The sequence below is a fragment of the Dyadobacter sp. AC419 genome (assembly GCF_979253085.1).
The window spans coordinates 49,128-66,995 of sequence record NZ_CEEDCD010000003.1 but is presented as its reverse complement, the minus strand read 5'-3'; the positions used below and the strand labels follow the sequence as shown (position 1 = coordinate 66,995).

General features: G+C 45.2%; 10 protein-coding genes and 2 pseudogenes. 7 read left to right on the top strand and 5 right to left on the bottom strand.

The window, feature by feature from the left end; translation table 11 throughout:
• Position 1: 1 nt before the first annotated feature.
• From AC0IYG_RS00565 to AC0IYG_RS00545, 5 genes and pseudogenes are all read right to left on the bottom strand, one after another.
• The gene (locus AC0IYG_RS00565) at positions 2-682 is read right to left on the bottom strand and encodes a T9SS type A sorting domain-containing protein (protein ID WP_471709089.1); all 681 of its coding nucleotides are present in this window, start codon (positions 680-682) and stop codon (positions 2-4) included.
• Positions 660-2,057: a sialate O-acetylesterase gene (locus tag AC0IYG_RS00560; protein WP_471709088.1), complete on the bottom strand. Its 1,398-nt coding sequence runs from the start codon at positions 2,055-2,057 to the stop codon at positions 660-662. The genes AC0IYG_RS00565 and AC0IYG_RS00560 overlap by 23 nt, the downstream gene beginning before the upstream one ends.
• 126 nt (positions 2,058-2,183) lie before the next feature.
• A pseudogene (locus AC0IYG_RS00555) lies at positions 2,184-3,759 on the bottom strand (RagB/SusD family nutrient uptake outer membrane protein).
• Between the two features lie 39 nt (positions 3,760-3,798).
• Positions 3,799-7,029: a SusC/RagA family TonB-linked outer membrane protein gene (locus tag AC0IYG_RS00550; RefSeq protein WP_471709087.1), complete on the bottom strand. Its 3,231-nt coding sequence runs from the start codon at positions 7,027-7,029 to the stop codon at positions 3,799-3,801.
• Positions 7,030-7,621: 592 nt separating this feature from the next.
• On the bottom strand, positions 7,622-8,698 hold the full coding sequence (locus AC0IYG_RS00545; protein ID WP_471709086.1) for a Gfo/Idh/MocA family protein: 1,077 nt from the start codon (positions 8,696-8,698) through the stop codon (positions 7,622-7,624).
• A 299-nt stretch (positions 8,699-8,997) separates the two neighbouring features.
• Here AC0IYG_RS00545 and AC0IYG_RS00540 point away from each other — a divergent pair, with 299 nt between their 5' ends.
• The 7 genes and pseudogenes from AC0IYG_RS00540 to AC0IYG_RS00510 all read left to right on the top strand — a co-directional run bounded on the left by AC0IYG_RS00540 (position 8,998) and on the right by AC0IYG_RS00510 (position 17,823).
• Positions 8,998-9,291: a hypothetical protein gene (locus AC0IYG_RS00540; RefSeq protein WP_471709085.1), complete on the top strand. Its 294-nt coding sequence runs from the start codon at positions 8,998-9,000 to the stop codon at positions 9,289-9,291.
• Between the two features lie 56 nt (positions 9,292-9,347).
• Entirely contained in the window at positions 9,348-10,970 is a 1,623-nt protein-coding gene (locus AC0IYG_RS00535) for a hypothetical protein (protein ID WP_471709084.1), read from the top strand.
• 4 nt (positions 10,971-10,974) lie between these two features.
• Complete coding sequence (locus tag AC0IYG_RS00530; RefSeq protein ID WP_471709083.1) at positions 10,975-12,915, top strand: DUF3857 domain-containing protein; 1,941 nt, start codon at positions 10,975-10,977, stop codon at positions 12,913-12,915.
• Positions 12,916-13,037: 122 nt separating this feature from the next.
• Complete coding sequence (locus tag AC0IYG_RS00525; protein ID WP_082217070.1) at positions 13,038-13,976, top strand: dihydrodipicolinate synthase family protein; 939 nt, start codon at positions 13,038-13,040, stop codon at positions 13,974-13,976.
• Between the two features lie 91 nt (positions 13,977-14,067).
• Positions 14,068-15,543 carry an aldehyde dehydrogenase (NADP(+)) gene (locus AC0IYG_RS00520; RefSeq protein WP_471709082.1) on the top strand — a complete coding sequence of 492 codons (1,476 nt, stop codon included), beginning with the start codon at positions 14,068-14,070 and terminating at the stop codon, positions 15,541-15,543.
• A pseudogene (locus tag AC0IYG_RS00515) lies at positions 15,543-16,545 on the top strand (4-hydroxyproline epimerase). Before AC0IYG_RS00520 ends, AC0IYG_RS00515 begins: the two are co-directional and overlap by 1 nt.
• Positions 16,546-16,560: 15 nt before the next feature.
• Positions 16,561-17,823 (top strand): NAD(P)/FAD-dependent oxidoreductase, encoded by a 1,263-nt coding sequence (locus tag AC0IYG_RS00510; protein WP_471709081.1) that lies wholly within the window; start codon positions 16,561-16,563, stop codon positions 17,821-17,823.
• Positions 17,824-17,868: the final 45 nt, after the last annotated feature.

The following is a 17,868-nucleotide window of genomic DNA, read 5'->3' as shown; positions in this document are numbered from 1 at the left end:
TTTAGTTAAAAACCATTCGCTGCGTAGTCGTGCCCGCGTCTGTCGTGATTCGCAAAATGTAAATGCCTGCTGGCAATGGATAAATTGGGCGGATCGCTAATAAGCCGATAATTTCGCGGTCTGAAACAAAAACGGGATGAGCTTGTCCGGCTATGTCGAAAAGTGCAAGCTGTGGGGCGGGTTTGCTGTTATCGGTTTCGAGGTAAAATGCTTGCTTTGTGACCGGATTCGGAAATGCAATCAGCCGGGGCAGTGCGCCGGGCTCCACAACGGTTGCAATGGGTGAGTAAGCGGTTTTTCCATCCGCGTATTCCATTCTGACCCGGTAAAAAATCACATTAAAATCAATGTTAACGTCTTCAAAAGCATAAACTCCTGAATTTTCACCATTGTCGGGCACATCAAATTGTTGTAAATCTGTGTAAGTGTCGCCGTTTGTGGTTTTTTCCAAAATCATCATTTGTATGCCTGGGTTAGCAGCGACTGTCCAGGTTACATTGATAATTTGATTTGTTTTTGCAGCGTTAATGGAGTTCACCACCTGCACAGATCTGTACGCATTGTTTACGTAAAACTGGGAAGAAGTGCTGCCAGCGAGATTCGGTGAGATGCCGGCTAATCGAATGCTATAATGACCATTTGCAAGATTGGCAGGCAGCTTAAATGAGCATCGGATTTTCACTTCCCGTCCCAACTGTATCGACAAATTTTCCACTTTCATCAAAAAGTTCCGCACGTAATGTTAACCCATTAGGACTTTCTCCCATAACCCGATAACCAAGATAAAATGCAGCTCCGGGAAATGCAGCAGAAGGCACAATGCCCGTGTGAATGGAGTTTGCGGGCTGGATCGGGATAATTTTCTTGAAAAGTGAATCTGTTAATGCCCGGTTCCACGCTCTGGCGGCTAATGTTAGTCCCTGAATGCCGCCGGAAACATTTTCGAAATGCTCGGAAACGGGTCTCGGAATTTGAATGGTGTCCAGGTTTGGGCCGGGAAATGTGTTGAAGTTCCTTAGCGTTGCAAGCCTGTTTTGTGCATTGATAATTGGCAAATAGGGATCTTTGATAATGTTGCTGGCTGAATTCCGGGCAATAACCCAGGGAACATTATAACCGGCATCAGCACGCACATTTGTGATTAATGTCTGAATGTTGGAAAAGTAATCTTGCTCGGTAAACTTCAATTGGGCATCGTTTTCTCCGTGTGACCAAAGCACAGCACGCATCCCAAGCCACGAATTCAAGTGGCGAATCGTGTTGACAATGTTCGAATAAGGTTGTCTGTTTGGCCAAAATTTTCCGACGTAAGGGTTAAAAGCATCTTTCCCCGAAGCAGCATCACGATAACTGTCAGAATTCGCAGCAGCCCAGGCTGCATTTAAAAAGAGGACCGGCGTTTTGAACCGCTTGGAAAGTGAATCACCCAGTTCTCCCCAATACCAGGCCGTTTCACCCGTCGGAAAAATGAAATTGTCTTTTCCCAAAACACTGAAAGTCGGCTGTCGCATGGGTTCGTCGGGCGCAACCGTAATGTTCTCCGCATTAAGCTCTTTGTTAACTGCATTAAAAGAAATCACCTGATCGGAAGCAGCTTTTGCCCCCAGTCCGGGCAAGCCCATTGCATTTGAATTTCCCGCCACCAAAAAAACTTCTCCTACGCCTACTCTTGCAATCACTACGGAATCAATACTGCCATTGGATGCAACCGCCGATATTTTTAACCGATACCAGCCCGTTTTCACCTCAATTGAAGTTGTAAGGAAGCCCTGGCGGAGCTGTTCGGCATCAAAAGTCCAGATTTTCCCCTGATTTACATTCCCGGCAACGGGTGTGAGTTGTCCTTGAATGCTTGTGTATGGTTTGAGAGCATATGCTGTGATAGCGATGGCGGCTGAGCCTGCTGTGTCTCGTTGAACTATCTGATTGCTTGTTGGCGCGGTGACAATGAGTTGTGCTTTTGCAGCAAATGCAATCAGGAAAAGTGCGGCAAGCATTATGCGGGAAACAACCGAGCAGCTTTTGAACCAGGAATGTGTCTGTATATTTTCTGCCATAAGCCTCGTCCGGGAATCGATTAGATCTTCAATTTAGCTTTAATTACGTTGCTGCGGCTCTGCTTATTGCATAAAAAAAGAGCCAGCCCAAAACTGGACTGGCTCCCGCAAATGAAAATTCAGATCTTAATTATAACCTGGGTTCTGAGGTGTCAGGCCAGGGTTGTTTTTCATTTCCTGGATTCCTAATGGGAACAGCAAATGTTTTTCCTGTAATGCAACGCCAGATCCTACGTTCAGGTTAAGGTGACCAACGAAATTGTCAAATCCTTTTGTTTTTTCGTTGAACACTTTACGCAAACGCACCATGTCAAACCATGTGATGCCTTCGTAAGCGAATTCATACCAGCGCTCTCTCCAAACCGCCTCGCGGAACGATGCCTGTGTGAATGTGCCCAATGCAGGCGTAGTCAACTTAGCACGGTCGCGGATTCTTTTGTAAGCTGCATATGCTTCGGCAGTAGGGCCGCCAACTTCGTTTTGTGCTTCTGCATAAATCAGCAAAACTTACAGCATAGCGGATCAGGTTCACATTCAGGTTGTTGTTACGTGTTGCTGTAACGCCAGGAGCTCCTAATGCAGCTTGGTTGAAATGCTTGAACACATAAGGTGCACCCAGGTCAAACTTCGCTCCGTCACCATTGGTATAATACGTTGTGTAGAACCAGCCTTCCTGATCAACTGTACGCAAATCACCTTTTTCGTAAGAATTGTAGAATGAAAGCGTAGGGATTGTGCTTCCTGTTCCACCAGGACCAGCGTATGTTACAGCCTTGAAGTTCGGGAAGTAATCATTCAATGGGAACGCAGCAACAGTTACGTTGTATTGGATTTGGAACAAATGCTCCAATCTGTTTTTCAACGATTCTGTGTGGATCTCCTTGTAAGTAGGGAACAAGTTCACTGTTGAAGGATTTGCTTTTGAGTAAGTGATTACTTCAAAAGCCTTGTCAGCAGCAAGCTTGTAATGCGAAGCACCTTTGCTTAATGGAAAACCAGCCATTGTCAGATACACTTTTGAAAGCAAAGCTTTAACCGACATTTGCGTAGCACGACCGCTTGTTTCGAAAACAGGAAGTCCGGCAGCCTCAGCAGCTAACAAGTCTTCTACGATCAATTTGTAAACTTCCTCTTGCGGCGCTCTTTTGGCCAGGAAGTCTTCCGAAGTCGCAGTTTGTGGTTTTGTTACCAAAGGCACATCACCCCAAAGACGAACTGCATTGAAATAAGCCCATGCGCGCAAGAAACGTGCTTCACCGATCAGTTTTGTTTGCTGAGCAGGCGTTGCAGGAGCAAGGAAAGGAATCGTCGGGATTTTTTCCAGAGCAAGGTTCGCATTTGCGATAATGCGATACAATCCGTTCCACCAGTTGTTGATATGCGCCGTGTTACCGTCGTAAGTCAACGAATAAAGGTTGTTTAAATCGGAGTTCTGTCCCGTTTCAGTCGTCGCAGTTCCTGTTACTGCTTCCAGCAATTGCCAGTTAGCAGAGAAGATCCCGGCGCCGTCTCCATAAAATCTGAGACCAGCATATGTTGCCGCAACAGCAGCTTCCGCGTGATCAGGGATTGTATAAAAACTCTCCGGTGTAAGGTTGGATGGATCCTGTTCGTCCAGGAAGTCTGAGCAGCTCGTCGGTCCCAGCAGAATTGCGCCGAAAAGAAGTGCTGTTCCTAAATTTTTCAAATTATATAACTTCATATTAAATGTCTGTTTATTAAAATAAGTTTAACCTGTTCATTAAAACGCGATCTGCAGACCAGCCATGTAAGTGGTTGGTTTTGGATAGCTGTGCCAGATCATACCTTGTGAGAATACGTTGTCAGAATCTCCACCGCGGATTGGTGTTTGCTCAGGGTCGCCATGTGGGTATTTAGACAGCAAGAAGAAGTTTTGAGCTGAAACATAAATTCTCAGTCTGCTCAATTTGATTTTGCTGATCATATCCGATGGGAAAGCATAACCCAAAAGCAAGTTTCTGCCGCGAAGGAATGAACCGTCAAAGATCCAGCGTGTGTCTACGTTTGTTACGTAACCCGCACGTGTTTCACGAATTTCAGCAATTTGTGAATTCTGGTTTTCAGGAGTCCATGCGCCTAATACAGTTGCGTAGCTGTTTGCAATAGAAACACGGTCTTCACTTGCGTGCAGGTTCATGTCCATTACATCATTTCCGTAAGAGAACTGCATGTCAAAAGTCAGGTCAAAGTTTCCGTAACGAACAGTGTTCGCCAAAGTTCCCCAGCCTTTTGGGCTACCGTTACCAATAATGCTGCGATCCGCATCTGTAATTGCATTGTCACCATTGAAATCTTTGTATTTGATATCACCAGGCAACATTTTAAGGTTGTTACGATAGCTGGTAAATTTAGCAGCCTCATCTCTTTCAGCCTCGCTCCATACACCCAGACGAGTCAAGCCCCAGAACGCTCCAACAGGCTCTCCGATACGGATAATGCTTGTTTGGTTTGTAATACCAGGTCCACCCACACCGAAGATGTCAGAAGGCGTTGCCAATGACAATACTTTGCTTCTGTTAAACGAGATATTGAAGTTGGTATTCCATGAGAAATTTGCTCTTTCGATGTTAGTCGTATTCAAAGCAAGCTCAACTCCTTTGTTCTCCATTGAACCAATGTTCTTTCTGATAACCGCGTAACCGCTTGTACGTGGAACCGGCGCATCCAGAAGCATGTCTGTGGTTTTTCTGTAATAGTAATCCGCTTCAAGAGAGATTCTGCCTTTCAGGAAGCTAATTTCAAGACCTGCGTCAGTTTGAGCTGTTTTTTCCCATTTCAAATCAGGGTTAGCAAGTCTGTTGATACCCGTTCCGTTGAAACGTGCGTCGTTGTAGATTGTTGCGTAGTTTGAGCTCAACAAAGACAAAGAAGAGTAAGAAGGAATTTCTGAGTTACCAGTCAAACCGTAGCTTGTTCTCAATTTCAAGTTTGAGATCAGCGTGTTTCCTTTCAGGAATTCTTCATCAGACACTTTCCATGCCAATGCAGCAGATGGGAATACAGCATATTTGTGGTTATCACCGAATTTAGATGAACCATCGATACGGCCTGTTACAGTCAAAAGATATTTCTCTTTCAATGCGTAGTTAATACGTCCGAAATAAGAGTTGAACGCAAAACGACCCGCACCAGAACCAACACCCGGCAATGTTGCACCAGCTCCTAAGTTATTGAAACCAAAGTAATCCGTTGAGAAGTTACGAACGCTCGCACCAGTTGTCGAAATGTTCGTTTCCTGCCATGAAATACCCAAAAGTGCATTGATCGAGTGGATCGCGTTGAAAGTTTTGTTGTAAGTCAGGTAGTTTTCAAAAGACCAGAAAGTTTCTTTTCTGTTGTTTTTGCCAGCCGTACCAGATTCACCGATCGCCAATGTACGTGTTTGTGATTCGTTGATTTCTTGAGTCAAAACGTTCACACCCAATACAGAACGCATTTCCAGGCCAGGAGCCAATGTAATGTTAGAATACAAGCTACCCAATGTAGTTTGTGTATTCTGGTTGTACTTACGACCGTTCAATCTGTGTACAGAACTGAAAGCACCTTCTGCCTGTGGATAATCACGGTTGTTGGCATAAGTTCCGTCTGGATATTTAACAGGAAGGAAAGGAAAATCTTCCACCATCTGACGAGGAACAGCATCATTGATATCGACAAGGTTTTCAGCCTGGTTGTTGTAGCTCAATGTAGCTCCGATTTTCAACCATTTTTTAACCTGGTCATCAATGCTGAAACGAGTTGAATAACGTTTCAGGAAAGATGTCTTGATCAAACCCTGATCGTCACGATAGTTCAACGACAGCGAATAAGTTGTTTTGTTGTTACCGCCGCTGAAACCCAGCTGGTGATTTTGAGAAACAGTATGTTGCGTAGCTTCTTTGAACCAGTCAGTATCATAGTTTGGAATGAAATTACCGGCAGCATCAACTGTGAAAATGTCAGGATGCGCAGCGTTCAAAGCAGCACGACGTACTTTCGGGTTTTGCGGAGCGTATTTTCCGGCAGCCCATCCAGCAGGGTCATACTTTGCAATGTTGGCATAAGCAAGATCTTCAACCGCAAGATATTCTCTCGCGTTCAAAACTTTCGCTCTCTTTGGTCCCGCAGTCGGAACGCTAAGGTCCAGGTTGTAAGTCACAACGCCTTCACCCGCTTTTCCTTTTTTGGTAGTAACCAAGATAACCCCGTTCGCTCCCCTTGCACCATAAATAGCAGTAGAAGAAGCATCTTTCAAAACCTCAACAGACACGATGTCGTTAGGGTTGATGAAGTCGATCGCCTGGCTTTGCTGGTTTTGGTTTCCTTGCGGAAGCATTACACCATCCACCACGTACAATGGGTTGTTTGAAGAGTTAATTGAGCTAAATCCACGGATACGAACGTTAGCACGACCACCCGGACGTCCTGAGTTCACATTCACCTGTACACCGGAAACCTTACCCTGAAGAGCCTGGTTCAAAGACGGTGCCGGACGCTCTTTCAACTGATCTTCTTTAACGGATCCAACAGAACCTGTTAAGTCAGATTTTTTAGCGGTACCGTAACCGATAACGACTACTTCGCTAAGCGCTTTTGAATCTGATTCCAAAGCCAGGTCAAGTGTGGTGCGGTTTCCCGCTTCAACCTCCTGGCCGATGTAACCTACAAAGCTGAAAACAAGCGTCGCGCCCGCGTCAGGCACTTGTAATGTGTAATTTCCGCTTCCGTCAGTTGTTGTTCCAGTGCTGGATCCTTTTATAACGACGTTCACGCCAGGAAGTCCGTCACCGTTTTCTTTATCGGTTACTTTTCCTTTAAGTGTTTTATCAATCTTAATATTTGCAATGGTTCCTGTGGCAATGTTCGTATTGGCAACTGCCAGCATCGGGCTCGAGAGAGCGGGTAGTAGAAATAAGGCATTTCGGATATTCCGCATCCGGAAGACCCATTGATTGGTATCGGTATTTTTCATGTAGTTAAAATTTTGTTAAACGTTTTTCATATAATCTTGGCAATGGATAATGTTTCTATTCGAGTTCTAGCAAACGGGTTTTGTGTTCATCATAAATTAGTAGTTTAAAGGTGAGCAATCTGCTTGTTACATATTTATTAAGTTATGGTTATTATTTAATTAATTCAATTTTAGAAAGCGCGCAATTTTGGCTTTGACAGTTTCAAGGTCCGGTTAAATACTCGTTAGTGAACTTGGATTTGCAAAACGCAATGCAACAATTCTATTTTAATGGGAGGTGTCAGAGTGTAATTATCTCAGTTTTTTGCGTGACTTCTAATCGTTGAAAACGTGCACTACATAAGCGAGTCGACTGGGGATTTTTAAAAGTCTTAAAAACACGTTGCAATATTATAATAAATAACAATAAATTTCGAATAACGATCAGATAAAAAATTGAATTTTCTGTGCAAACGTTTGCATAAATTCAGCTAGGTTTGATCAATATTTGCTCGGAATCAATTAGTTAATCACTTGTTTACTAAAAAAAAGCCTTGTTACTTTTCAGTTATAAAACCGAAGCGTAACAAGGCTTTTGTGGAGATTTAAGTATTTAAACCAGATCTACGGTACGTCCTGTCTTCACAGACTCGTCACAAGCGAACGCGATTTGTAAACTTGTAACCGCATCCTGTAAGTGGTCAGTTAGGTCAAAGTCGTCTTTGATCGCATTTAGGAAATAACGCTGCTCGCGGTTGCAAAGCTCCTGATGATCCGGCTCGTCTTCGAGGTTGATCCAGGAATCTTGTTTTGTAAATTCATCCTGATCATTCAGGTCCGCATGGTGCACGCGAATGGATTCCGTCTTCGTATGTGCTTCCACGGAAGATGATTTTCCAGTGCCGCCCGCATCTTTCGCCACGATAGAAACGCTTCCTTTCGGTCCGATCACATCTTTTACAAAAAACGCAGTTTCACTGATCATAGGTCCCCAGCCGGCTTCATACCAGCCCACAGAACCATCTTCAAACCAAATTTGAAGCTGACCATAATTGTAATTTCCAGCAGGAATGTCTTCCGTCAATCGCGCACCGATGGCATTCACGCGCAAAGGTTTCGAACGTGTCATCTGGCACATTACATCTATATAATGTACGCCGCAATCCACAATCGGGCTCAGGCTTTTCATCAGATTCCGGTGAACGCCCCACATGTAACCGTGGCTTTGCTGATTCAGGTTCATACGCATTACGAGCGGCTTGCCCAGGTTTTGCGCTTCGGCAACAAACCGCTCCCAGGAAGGATGCACGCGCAGAATGTAGCCTACAACCACTTTTTTGCCAGCCGTTTTCGCAGCTTCCACCACGCGCTTAGCACCAGCAACGGTGTCAGCAAGTGGTTTTTCGATGAAAACATGCGCGCCGTGCTCCAATGCTTTTACAGCAAAATCCTCATGCGTGTCCGGGTAAGTTGAAATGCAGACCGCATCCGGTTTGGTTTCCTTCAATGCCGTTTCATAATCGCTGAAAAGGGCATATCCGCCGCCGAGTTTTTCATTCAAAACCTCCTTGCTTTTACCGGTTGAAACGATTCCGCAGATCTCAAAACCGTCCAGCGAATGATACGCAAATGCATGGGAAGCGCCCATATTGCCACAACCGACCACGAGGACGCAGAAGTGGACTTCCATTTTCGAAAGATGACATAATAATGTTAAATGTTAATGTTCCGGGTTAGCAGGAATAGGTAATTATTGAACAAAGCAAAGCTTCATTTTGGTGCAAAAATAGGCATTAAAATCTGTTTTCGCATTTGGGCCGATTTGAGTGAAAAAAAATCTACGAACAGTTACAAATTTTTTGCTAAAATCAAATTAATGCTGCAATTATGCATATTAATTCTACCTCTTTCTCTATTCGTTGCATGACTCATTTTTTACTTCAGTGCAGGCTGTCCTGCGTTGTCTTGTGGAGGGTTTGCGTCCTATCCATGCTCACTTTTCTATCTTTTAATGTCGCTGCCCAAGATGATTTTAAGCCGAAGTTTGGCACAATAGAAAAGGCGGATCTGGGCATGCAGGTTGAGTTAATTGACAGCACTGCAGAGGCGGTTTATCTCTATGACTACGGCGAAGTTACATTTGGCTACGACTCGTTCAGAGGTCTTGTCATGAAGAAAAAGATCTGGATCCGAGTCAGGATATTGAAAGAGTCAGCATTAAGTCGCGCCACAGTGTCAATACCATATTATGAAGGATCAAAATTGCCGGAAAAGAGAAAGTAGAGGACTTAGTTGGCAACACATATAATCTTGAAAATAATGAAATTATAGTAAGCAGTTTGGACAAGAAGTCAGTCCGGAATGAAAAGCTTGCTGACGCCATGTGGGTGAAAAAATTCAATTTGCCTAATGTTAAAAAGGGTTCTGTGTTCGAGTATGCTTACACCCTGACCACCCCGCTATCCGTTCGCAATACACCTGAGCCATGGGCATTCCAGGGCTCAGTGCCAACCAAGTGGAGTGAATATAAACTGACTATCCCGCATTTTCTCGAATATCACATAACAATGGGCGGCTATCTGCCATTGTACATTAATGAGTCGAAGAAAGTTGATCTATTATTTAATAACACGGCATTTAACGGGACTGGAAATGCATATCGCTTCGTTGTTAGAAATGCCCCCGCCTTCCTTGATGAGCCCTACATCACCACCGCTATGGATTATGTTTCGAAAGTTAGCTTTGAACTTTTTGGTTACAGAATTCCAGGTCTTTTTAAAGAAAGTTTTGCGGAAACCTGGGATGAGGTGGATGACTTGCTAAAAAGTGCACCCTGGTTTGGCAAAGAAATGAGTCTTAAAATCTTTGACAAACAGACTTTGGATTCACTAATGTCTGATAAGATCAATGCAGCCGAAAAAATGAATCTTGCCTTTTCTCATGTTCAAAAGACTATGAAATGGGATAAAACAAGCAGCCTTTCGACAGCACCAAGCGTAAAAAGTGCCTACGAAAATAAAAAGGGTGGCGCGGCAGAAATTAATCTTTTACTAATTAACCTAATGAGGGAAATTGGTCTTGAATCGCATCCGGTCATTTTGAGCACGCGATCAAATGGGCGGGTTATTAAGGAATTCCCCTCATTCCAGGGCTTTAACTACGTAATTTGTCTGGTCAAAATAGATAGCGTAGATTATTTGCTCGACGCAACTCAAAAATACACCCGGGCTGGCACGATTCCCGAAGATGCGCTAAATGGATTTGGCCGGGTAATTCCTAAATCAAAACCTGGCTATTTTTTGGACTTAGTTCCCAAAGATTCACGAAGCGAGCTGCAAATCATTGATGCTGAGATCGAACCTGAGGAAGGAATAGTCAAAGGTCAATATAATGTTTCCATGGGCGGGTACAATGCGCTTGACTGGCGAGATAAGTATTTACAAGAATCTGAACAAACGTATACAGACGATTTCAAGACCAACTTTCCAGAGTGGAAAATTCAAAATCTGATCGTTTCAAATAAATCAGAAAAGCTGGAAGCGGCAGTTAATGCGAAATGCGATTTCGAGGCAGAAAACGAAAGTTTGACTCCTGGAACGCTGTATTTCAACCCTATGATGGCGGCTGGGATGCGGGAAAACCCCTTGAAATCATCAGAGAGAATTTATCCGCTCGACTTTGCAACAAGCCTTACCACTTCGTTTTTAGGGAAATACAAGCTTCCCGATGGCTACACTGTTGAGGAGATTCCCAAAGCAGAGTCGATAACATTACCGGGTAATGCCGCTAAATTTCTGTTTCAGATAAAGCAGGATGGAAATGTTATTCAGGTAAGTAGCAAAGTCATGCTCAACAAGTATAAATTTTCGCGAGAAGAATATGCTGATCTGCGAGAGTTCTTCGAGCGCATCGTAAAGAAGCATTCGCAACAATTGGTTATCAAAAAGAAAGTAAATGGTTGAGTTGATGAAGACAAATCGAATCCGGATTCTGGGCTTTTTGGTTTTACTCAATTTGCTGGCTGCTAATGTCTTTGCACAGAGCGATTTTGACATTGCCAGGGTCGACGCCGAAATGCTCAAAAAAGCAGATGCCGTTGTCAGATTAGATGAAACTTTTTGGGATTTGGAATCAAAAGGGGAAGCGCGTTATTCCAGAAACAAAGTGATCACGATCCTGAATGAAAAAGGGGAGGATGCACTGGCGCACATGGTTGTCGCCTATGACAAGTTCACTAAAATCATTGATTTTGAAGCAAAAATATTTGACTCCAAGGGTGTTCAGCTAAAAAAGATGAAGACATCAGAAATGGTTGACTATGGTTACGGAGTGGCGGAAGACATTATTTCCGATTCAAGGCTGAAACTTGCTGATTTTGGTAAAAAAAATTATTCATATCCCTACACCGTCCAGTTTGTTTTTGAAACGAGAGATAGAAATTTAATGTCATTTCCTGCCTGGGCGCCTGTTAGCGATGTGAATGTTGCGGTGGAGCAGGCGCAATACACAATAAAAAAGCCTGCGGGTTATAACCTTCGTTATCGTGAATACAATAACATTCCGCCTGTTGTAAAGTCCAAAACTGCGAAAGGAGCAGACGTTTATCAATGGACCGTCAAAAATTATTTCAGGCCAAAAGAAGTCGATTTTTATCCTCTGCCATTGGAGGAATCCACTCCAATGGTCATGGCGGCGCCATCCGAATTCGAAGTGCAGGACTACACAGGAAATTTCGACACCTGGCAAGATTTAGGTAAATTCTACTACACCTTAAATTCAGGACGCGACGTGCTTCCGCCTGCTACCATTGCCGAGATTATGTCGCTTGTAGCAAACGCAAAGTCTGATCGGGAGAAAGTTGAAAAAATATACAAATGGATGCAGACGAGGTCCCGTTATGTAAGCATTCAGCTTGGAATCGGCGGCTGGCAGACAATAGATGCGAAGACTGTTGCTAGCAAAGGTTTTGGAGATTGCAAAGCATTGAGCAACTTTACTGTCGCAGCGTTGCGGCAAGTTGGAATTGCTTCCTATACGGCACTGATAAAAGCTGGGGACGACCTAACAATCAAATCAGACTTCCCAAGCAGCCAATTCAACCACGTCATCGCCTGCGCCGTAGTTGCAAAAGACACGATGTGGCTCGAATGCACCAGCCAGACCACGACGCCCAACTTCATGGGCACATTCACAGGCAGCCGCTATGCATTGCTCGTCACGCCCGAAGGCGGGAAGCTGGTGCAAACGCCTGTTTACAAATCACATCAAAACACACGGAAAAGTCGCGCGAATGTGAATCTGGACGAAGGCGGAAACGGACAAGTGGAAGTGCATACATTATATGCAGGCTTGCAGCAGGAATCGCGCAACAGTGTTTTTCACAACGGGAATAAAGAAGAGCAAAAGAAATGGCTCATGAACCAGATCAATTTACCAAGTCTGGATTTACAGCGTTTCGAACTTCTCGAAGGCCGGGAAGCAGAACCGACTATTACCGAGAAATTATCCCTGAATGTGCGCAACTGCGCCACCAAAACGGGCTCACGACTTTTTATCAAACCCACATTATTAAGCCGCGGATTTGAATTGCCTGCAACTTCGGAGCGGACTACGGACTTTTATCTGCCCGGCTCTGTCTACGACTTTACCGATTCTGACACGGTGTCTTACGTCATTCCCGCGAATTATAAACTGGAAACCACATTGCCTTCTTTTCAGATCAATTCGGTTTTCGGAACTTATGAATCCAAAACGATTTTGGAAAACAACAAGCTCCTGTGCTCCCGGAAGGTCGTTATGAACGGCGGTCGCTACAATGCCAAGGATTTTCCTGCCTGGATCGACTTCCTGAAAAAGGTGAGAAAAGCCGATCGAGCGCAAGTCGTATTCGTAGAAAACAAACCTTGAAGCCGGATTCGGTTTTATGTTAAAATTCGTATATTATTGATTAATACCTGAAATGTTTAGCGGGTGACCAACAATTAACTTTGACAAAAAATCAGATCTTTCATAGTTAACACAATCAATATATGAACAAGGAATCCTGGCAAGGTGTATTTCCGGCGTTGCTAACGCCTTTCAAATCAGACGACAGCATTGATTTTGATCTTTTCCGTAAAAATCTGGAAGTGCAGATCGAAGCAGGCGTGACCGGCGCGATCGTTTCTGGCTCACTGGGCGAAGCAAGCACATTGACCAAAGCGGAAAAAGTGGAATTGGTAAAATATGCAAAAAGCATTGTTGCCCAGGATTTCCCGATCGTTGTGTGTATCGCCGAGCAGTCGACTGCCGAAGCGGTAAGTCTTGCCAAAGAAGCCGAAGCTGCTGGTGCAGACGGTCTGATGGTGTTGCCTCCGATGCGTTACAAAGCAGACGACCACGAAACGGTTGTTTATTTCAAAACCATCGCGCAAAGCACCTCATTGCCATTGATGATCTACAACAATCCGGTGGATTACAAAATTGAAGTGACGCTGGCCATGTTTGAAGAGCTTGCAAAGGTTCCGAATGTGCATGCCATCAAAGAATCAACGCGCGACGTAAGCAATGTTACCCGCCTTTATAACCGTTTCGGAGACCGTTTCAAGGTTTTCTGCGGTGTGGATACATTGATTATGGAAGAAGTAATGCTAGGCTGCGACGGCGTTGTAGGCGGTTTGGTGGATGCATTCCCGAAAGAAACCGTTGCGATTTTCAACCTGGTAAAAGCCGGATTATACAAAGAAGCATTGGCCGTTTACCGTTGGTATTTGCCTTTGCTTGAACTGGACATTCATCCAAAACTGGTTCAAAACATCAAACTTGCCGCTACAAAAGCAGGCATAGGCTCAGAATTCGTTCGCGCACCAAGATTGGTTCTGGAAGGCGCAGAGCGTGAAAAAGTGCTTGCGATCATTGATCAAGCCATTGCAACTCAGCCTGCTTTGCCGGATTATTTGAATTTGTCTTCGGAAGTTTCTGTTGCATAACATTGTCGCATTGCGCAATCCGGCTTTACTTTAAAGCTGGATTCGCATTCGTTTTGCGACTTTTACAAACAGAAATTATCCTAACCAGCCCATGACAACTTCAAAAGAACAACTGGAAGCCATCTTGCAAAAGTCTCTTGAGGCTTTTGTGATCATAAAAAAACATTCGATCCAACAGCGCGTGGCATTAATGCGGACGATTGCAGACGAGATAGAAGCCATTGGTCCTGAACTCATTGCAACCGCAAAAGCAGAGTCAAACCTGCCCGAAGCACGCTTAACCGGCGAAAAAGCACGGACTATTTTTCAATGGAGAAGTTATGCCGATGCATTGGAAAAAGGTGCTCCGCTTGATGCCAGCATTGACACGGCGAACGCAGAGAGAACGCCTCCTAAGCCTGATATTCGTAAAACGAGCATTGCATTAGGGCCCGTAGCTGTTTTTGGTGCGAGCAATTTCCCATTTGCATTCTCAACGGCGGGCGGTGACACGGCCAGCGCCATGGCGGCAGGTTGTCCGGTTGTGGTAAAAGCGCATCCCGGCCATCCCGAAACTTCGTGGATCATGGCTGAGGCCATCGCGAGAGGTGTTGAGAAAAGCGGTTTCCCGGAAGGCACTTTTTCGCATGTTTATTTCGAAACCAATGAGGAATCGCAGTTTCTGGTAAGCCACCCGATCATTAAGGCGGTTGGATTTACAGGTTCTTACCGCGCCGGAACTGCATTGGCTGAGATTTCTGCAAAAAGGCCTGATCCAATTCCGGTTTTTGCCGAAATGGGCAGTGTTAACCCTGTGTTTTTATTGCCAAATAAATTGGAAGCTTCGGCGGCTGAATTGGCAAAACAATATGCAGGATCATTAACATTGGGCGTAGGCCAGTTTTGCACCAATCCGGGCATTGTCATTGCCATCGAAAGTCCTGCATTGGAAACATTTGAAAATGCATTGGAAGAAGAAATTATAAAGATTGCCCCTTCCCATATGCTGCACGCAGGCATTGCAGAAAGCTATGAAAAAGGATGCAAAAAACTAACCACACAACCCGGCGTTGAAATTCTTGCGGTCACCGAAACGGAAGTCTTGGAAGGACAAGGCGGCGCGACGGTTGCCACGGTAAGCGCGCAAACATTCCTGAACAATGATGCATTGCAGGAAGAAGTTTTCGGCCCGTTTGCATTGATCATTAAATGTGAGAACATCGATGAAGTGATTTCCGTCGGCGGAAAACTGCACGGACAATTGACAGCCACATTGCTGGCAACCAACGAAGATTTGGCTGAAAATGAAGAGCTGATCGGCTTGGTGACCGACAAATGCGGCCGGATTTTGTTCAACAACTTCCCGACCGGCGTTGAAGTTTGCAAATCCATGCACCACGGCGGACCATTTCCGTCATCAAGCAACAGTCAGTTTACATCAGTTGGCTCGGACGCGATCAAGCGTTTCGTACGTCCCATGAGCTTTCAAAACTGGCCGGATGAGTTTTTACCCGAAGAATTAAAAAATGCCAACCCACTCGGAATCTGGCGGACGGTTAATAATGAGCTAACGAAGGAGGCTTTGTAATGAGAAAAACGTTTTTCTGCATCGACGCGCACACTTGTGGGAATCCCGTTCGGGTGGTGGCCGGTGGCGGCCCGCTTTTGCAGGGCAATAGTATGATGGAGCGCAGGCTTCACTTTTTGAAAGAATTTGACTGGATCAGAAAAGGGTTAATGTTCGAGCCACGCGGCCACGACATGATGAGCGGCAGCATTCTGTATCCGCCCGTCGATCCCGAAAATGACATTGGCGTGCTTTACATTGAAACCAGCGGCTGCCTCCCAATGTGCGGCCACGGGACCATTGGAACCGTCACCATTGCCATTCAGGAAGGGTTAGTAACCCCAAAAGTGCCCGGTAAGCTGCGCCTTGAAACGCCGGCCGGTTTGGTTTTAGTGGAATATGTGGAGGAAGGCAAAAGGGTGAAATCTGTTAAATTGATCAATATAAAATCATTTTTGGCAGCTGAAAATCTGGAAGTGGAATGTCCTGAACTAGGCGCATTGAAAGTGGATGTGTCCTACGGCGGCAACTTTTACGCCATCGTAGACCCGCAGGAAAATTTCAAAGGCATCGAACATTACACGGCCGATCAGCTGATTAGTTGGAGCCGCGTTTGCCGTCAGCGGATGAATGAAAAATACAAATTCGTCCATCCGGAAAACGAGCATATCAATGGATTAAGCCATTTCCTTTGGGCTGGTGCCGTTTTGGACGAAACTTCCACTGCCCGCAATGCCGTGTTCTACGGGGATAAAGCTATTGACAGATCTCCCTGCGGAACCGGAACTTCGGCGCGGATGGCGCAATGGCATGCCAAAAGGAAAGCTCAAAAAAGGCGACAAATTCATTCACGAAAGCATTATCGGTTCCAAATTCACCGGAACCGTTGAAGACGAAGTGACCATAGGAGATAAGCCCGCAATCATTCCCGGCATCGAAGGCTGGGCGGTTGTGACGGGTTACAATACAATCATCATCGACGACGAGGAAGATCCATATGCATTTGGATTCCAGGTTATTTAGGGCAGTTTTATCAATATGGATGTGACGAATAAGGGAAAAGCCACGATAATCGGCGGCGGGATTATGGGGTTGACCTCGGCTTACTATTTGTTAAAAAGTGGCTGGAAAGTGACGTTGATCGATAAGGGCGATCTGGCGGATAATTGCTCGCAAGGCAATGCTGGAATGATCGTTCCAAGTCATTTTATTCCGCTGGCTGCTCCCGGCATGATCTCCAAAGGCATCAAATGGATGTTCGACAGCCGCAGTCCGTTTTATGTAAAACCTTCGCTCGACTGGTCGCTGGTTTCATGGGGTTTGAAATTCATGAAAAGCGCCACGCCTGCCAATGTGGAACGCGCCGCGCCTTATCTGCGTGATTATCATTTGCTGAGTAAGCAGCTTTACGAAGATCTGGCCAAAGAGGAAGGTTTTGATTTTGGACTGGAAGAAAAAGGCATTCTCATGCTTTACAAAACGGAGAAAGCCGGAGAAGAAGAAATCCATGTGGCCAAGGACGGTCAAAAGCTCGGTTTGGACATTGAAATGCTTACTAAGGAGCAAGTTCAGGCCATCGAACCCAACATTCAGCTGGACGTGATAGGCGCAGTGCATTATCATTGCGACGCACATTTATACCCGACCGCATTGTTTTCGCAGCTTTTGAAATACATTAAAGCACAAGGCGCGGAGTTGATTTTGAATGCGAAGGTTAAGGGTTTTGATATAAAAAACGGAGAAATAAAAGGCGTTCAAACCGAAACCAAAACGGTGGAAGGCGACCTGGTTATTATGACCGGCGGAACCTGGCTTCCTGAGCTTTCGAAGTTGGCAGGTTTGTCAATTCCCGTCATGCCTGGGAAGGGTTATTCCTTCATGGAGCCTAATGCTGAGCATAAAATCGAACATCCTGCATTGCTGATCGAAGCCCGCGTTGCGGTTACGCCGATGAATGGACAAGTGCGGTTCGGCGGCACGATGGAACTTGCGGCGGTGAACGACAACATTAATATGAATCGCGTGGAAGGGATCGTAAACTCCATTCCGCAATATTATCCGGAGCTGAATGTGGCTGTTCCCGGCAAAGAAAGAATCTGGTATGGTTTCCGGCCTTGCTCGCCGGATGGGCTGCCTTATCTGGGTTACAGCAAAAAACTGAAAAACCTCATCGTCGCCGGTGGTCATGGCATGATGGGCATCAGCCTCGGACCGGCAACTGGCAAAATGGTGGCGGAACTGGCCAACGAATCTGCATTGTCGGCCGACATCAAACTTTACAATCCTGAACGATATAATTAACCCGGAACTGTCCGGGTTTTTTGTTTAAAAGACTTTTTCTAAACC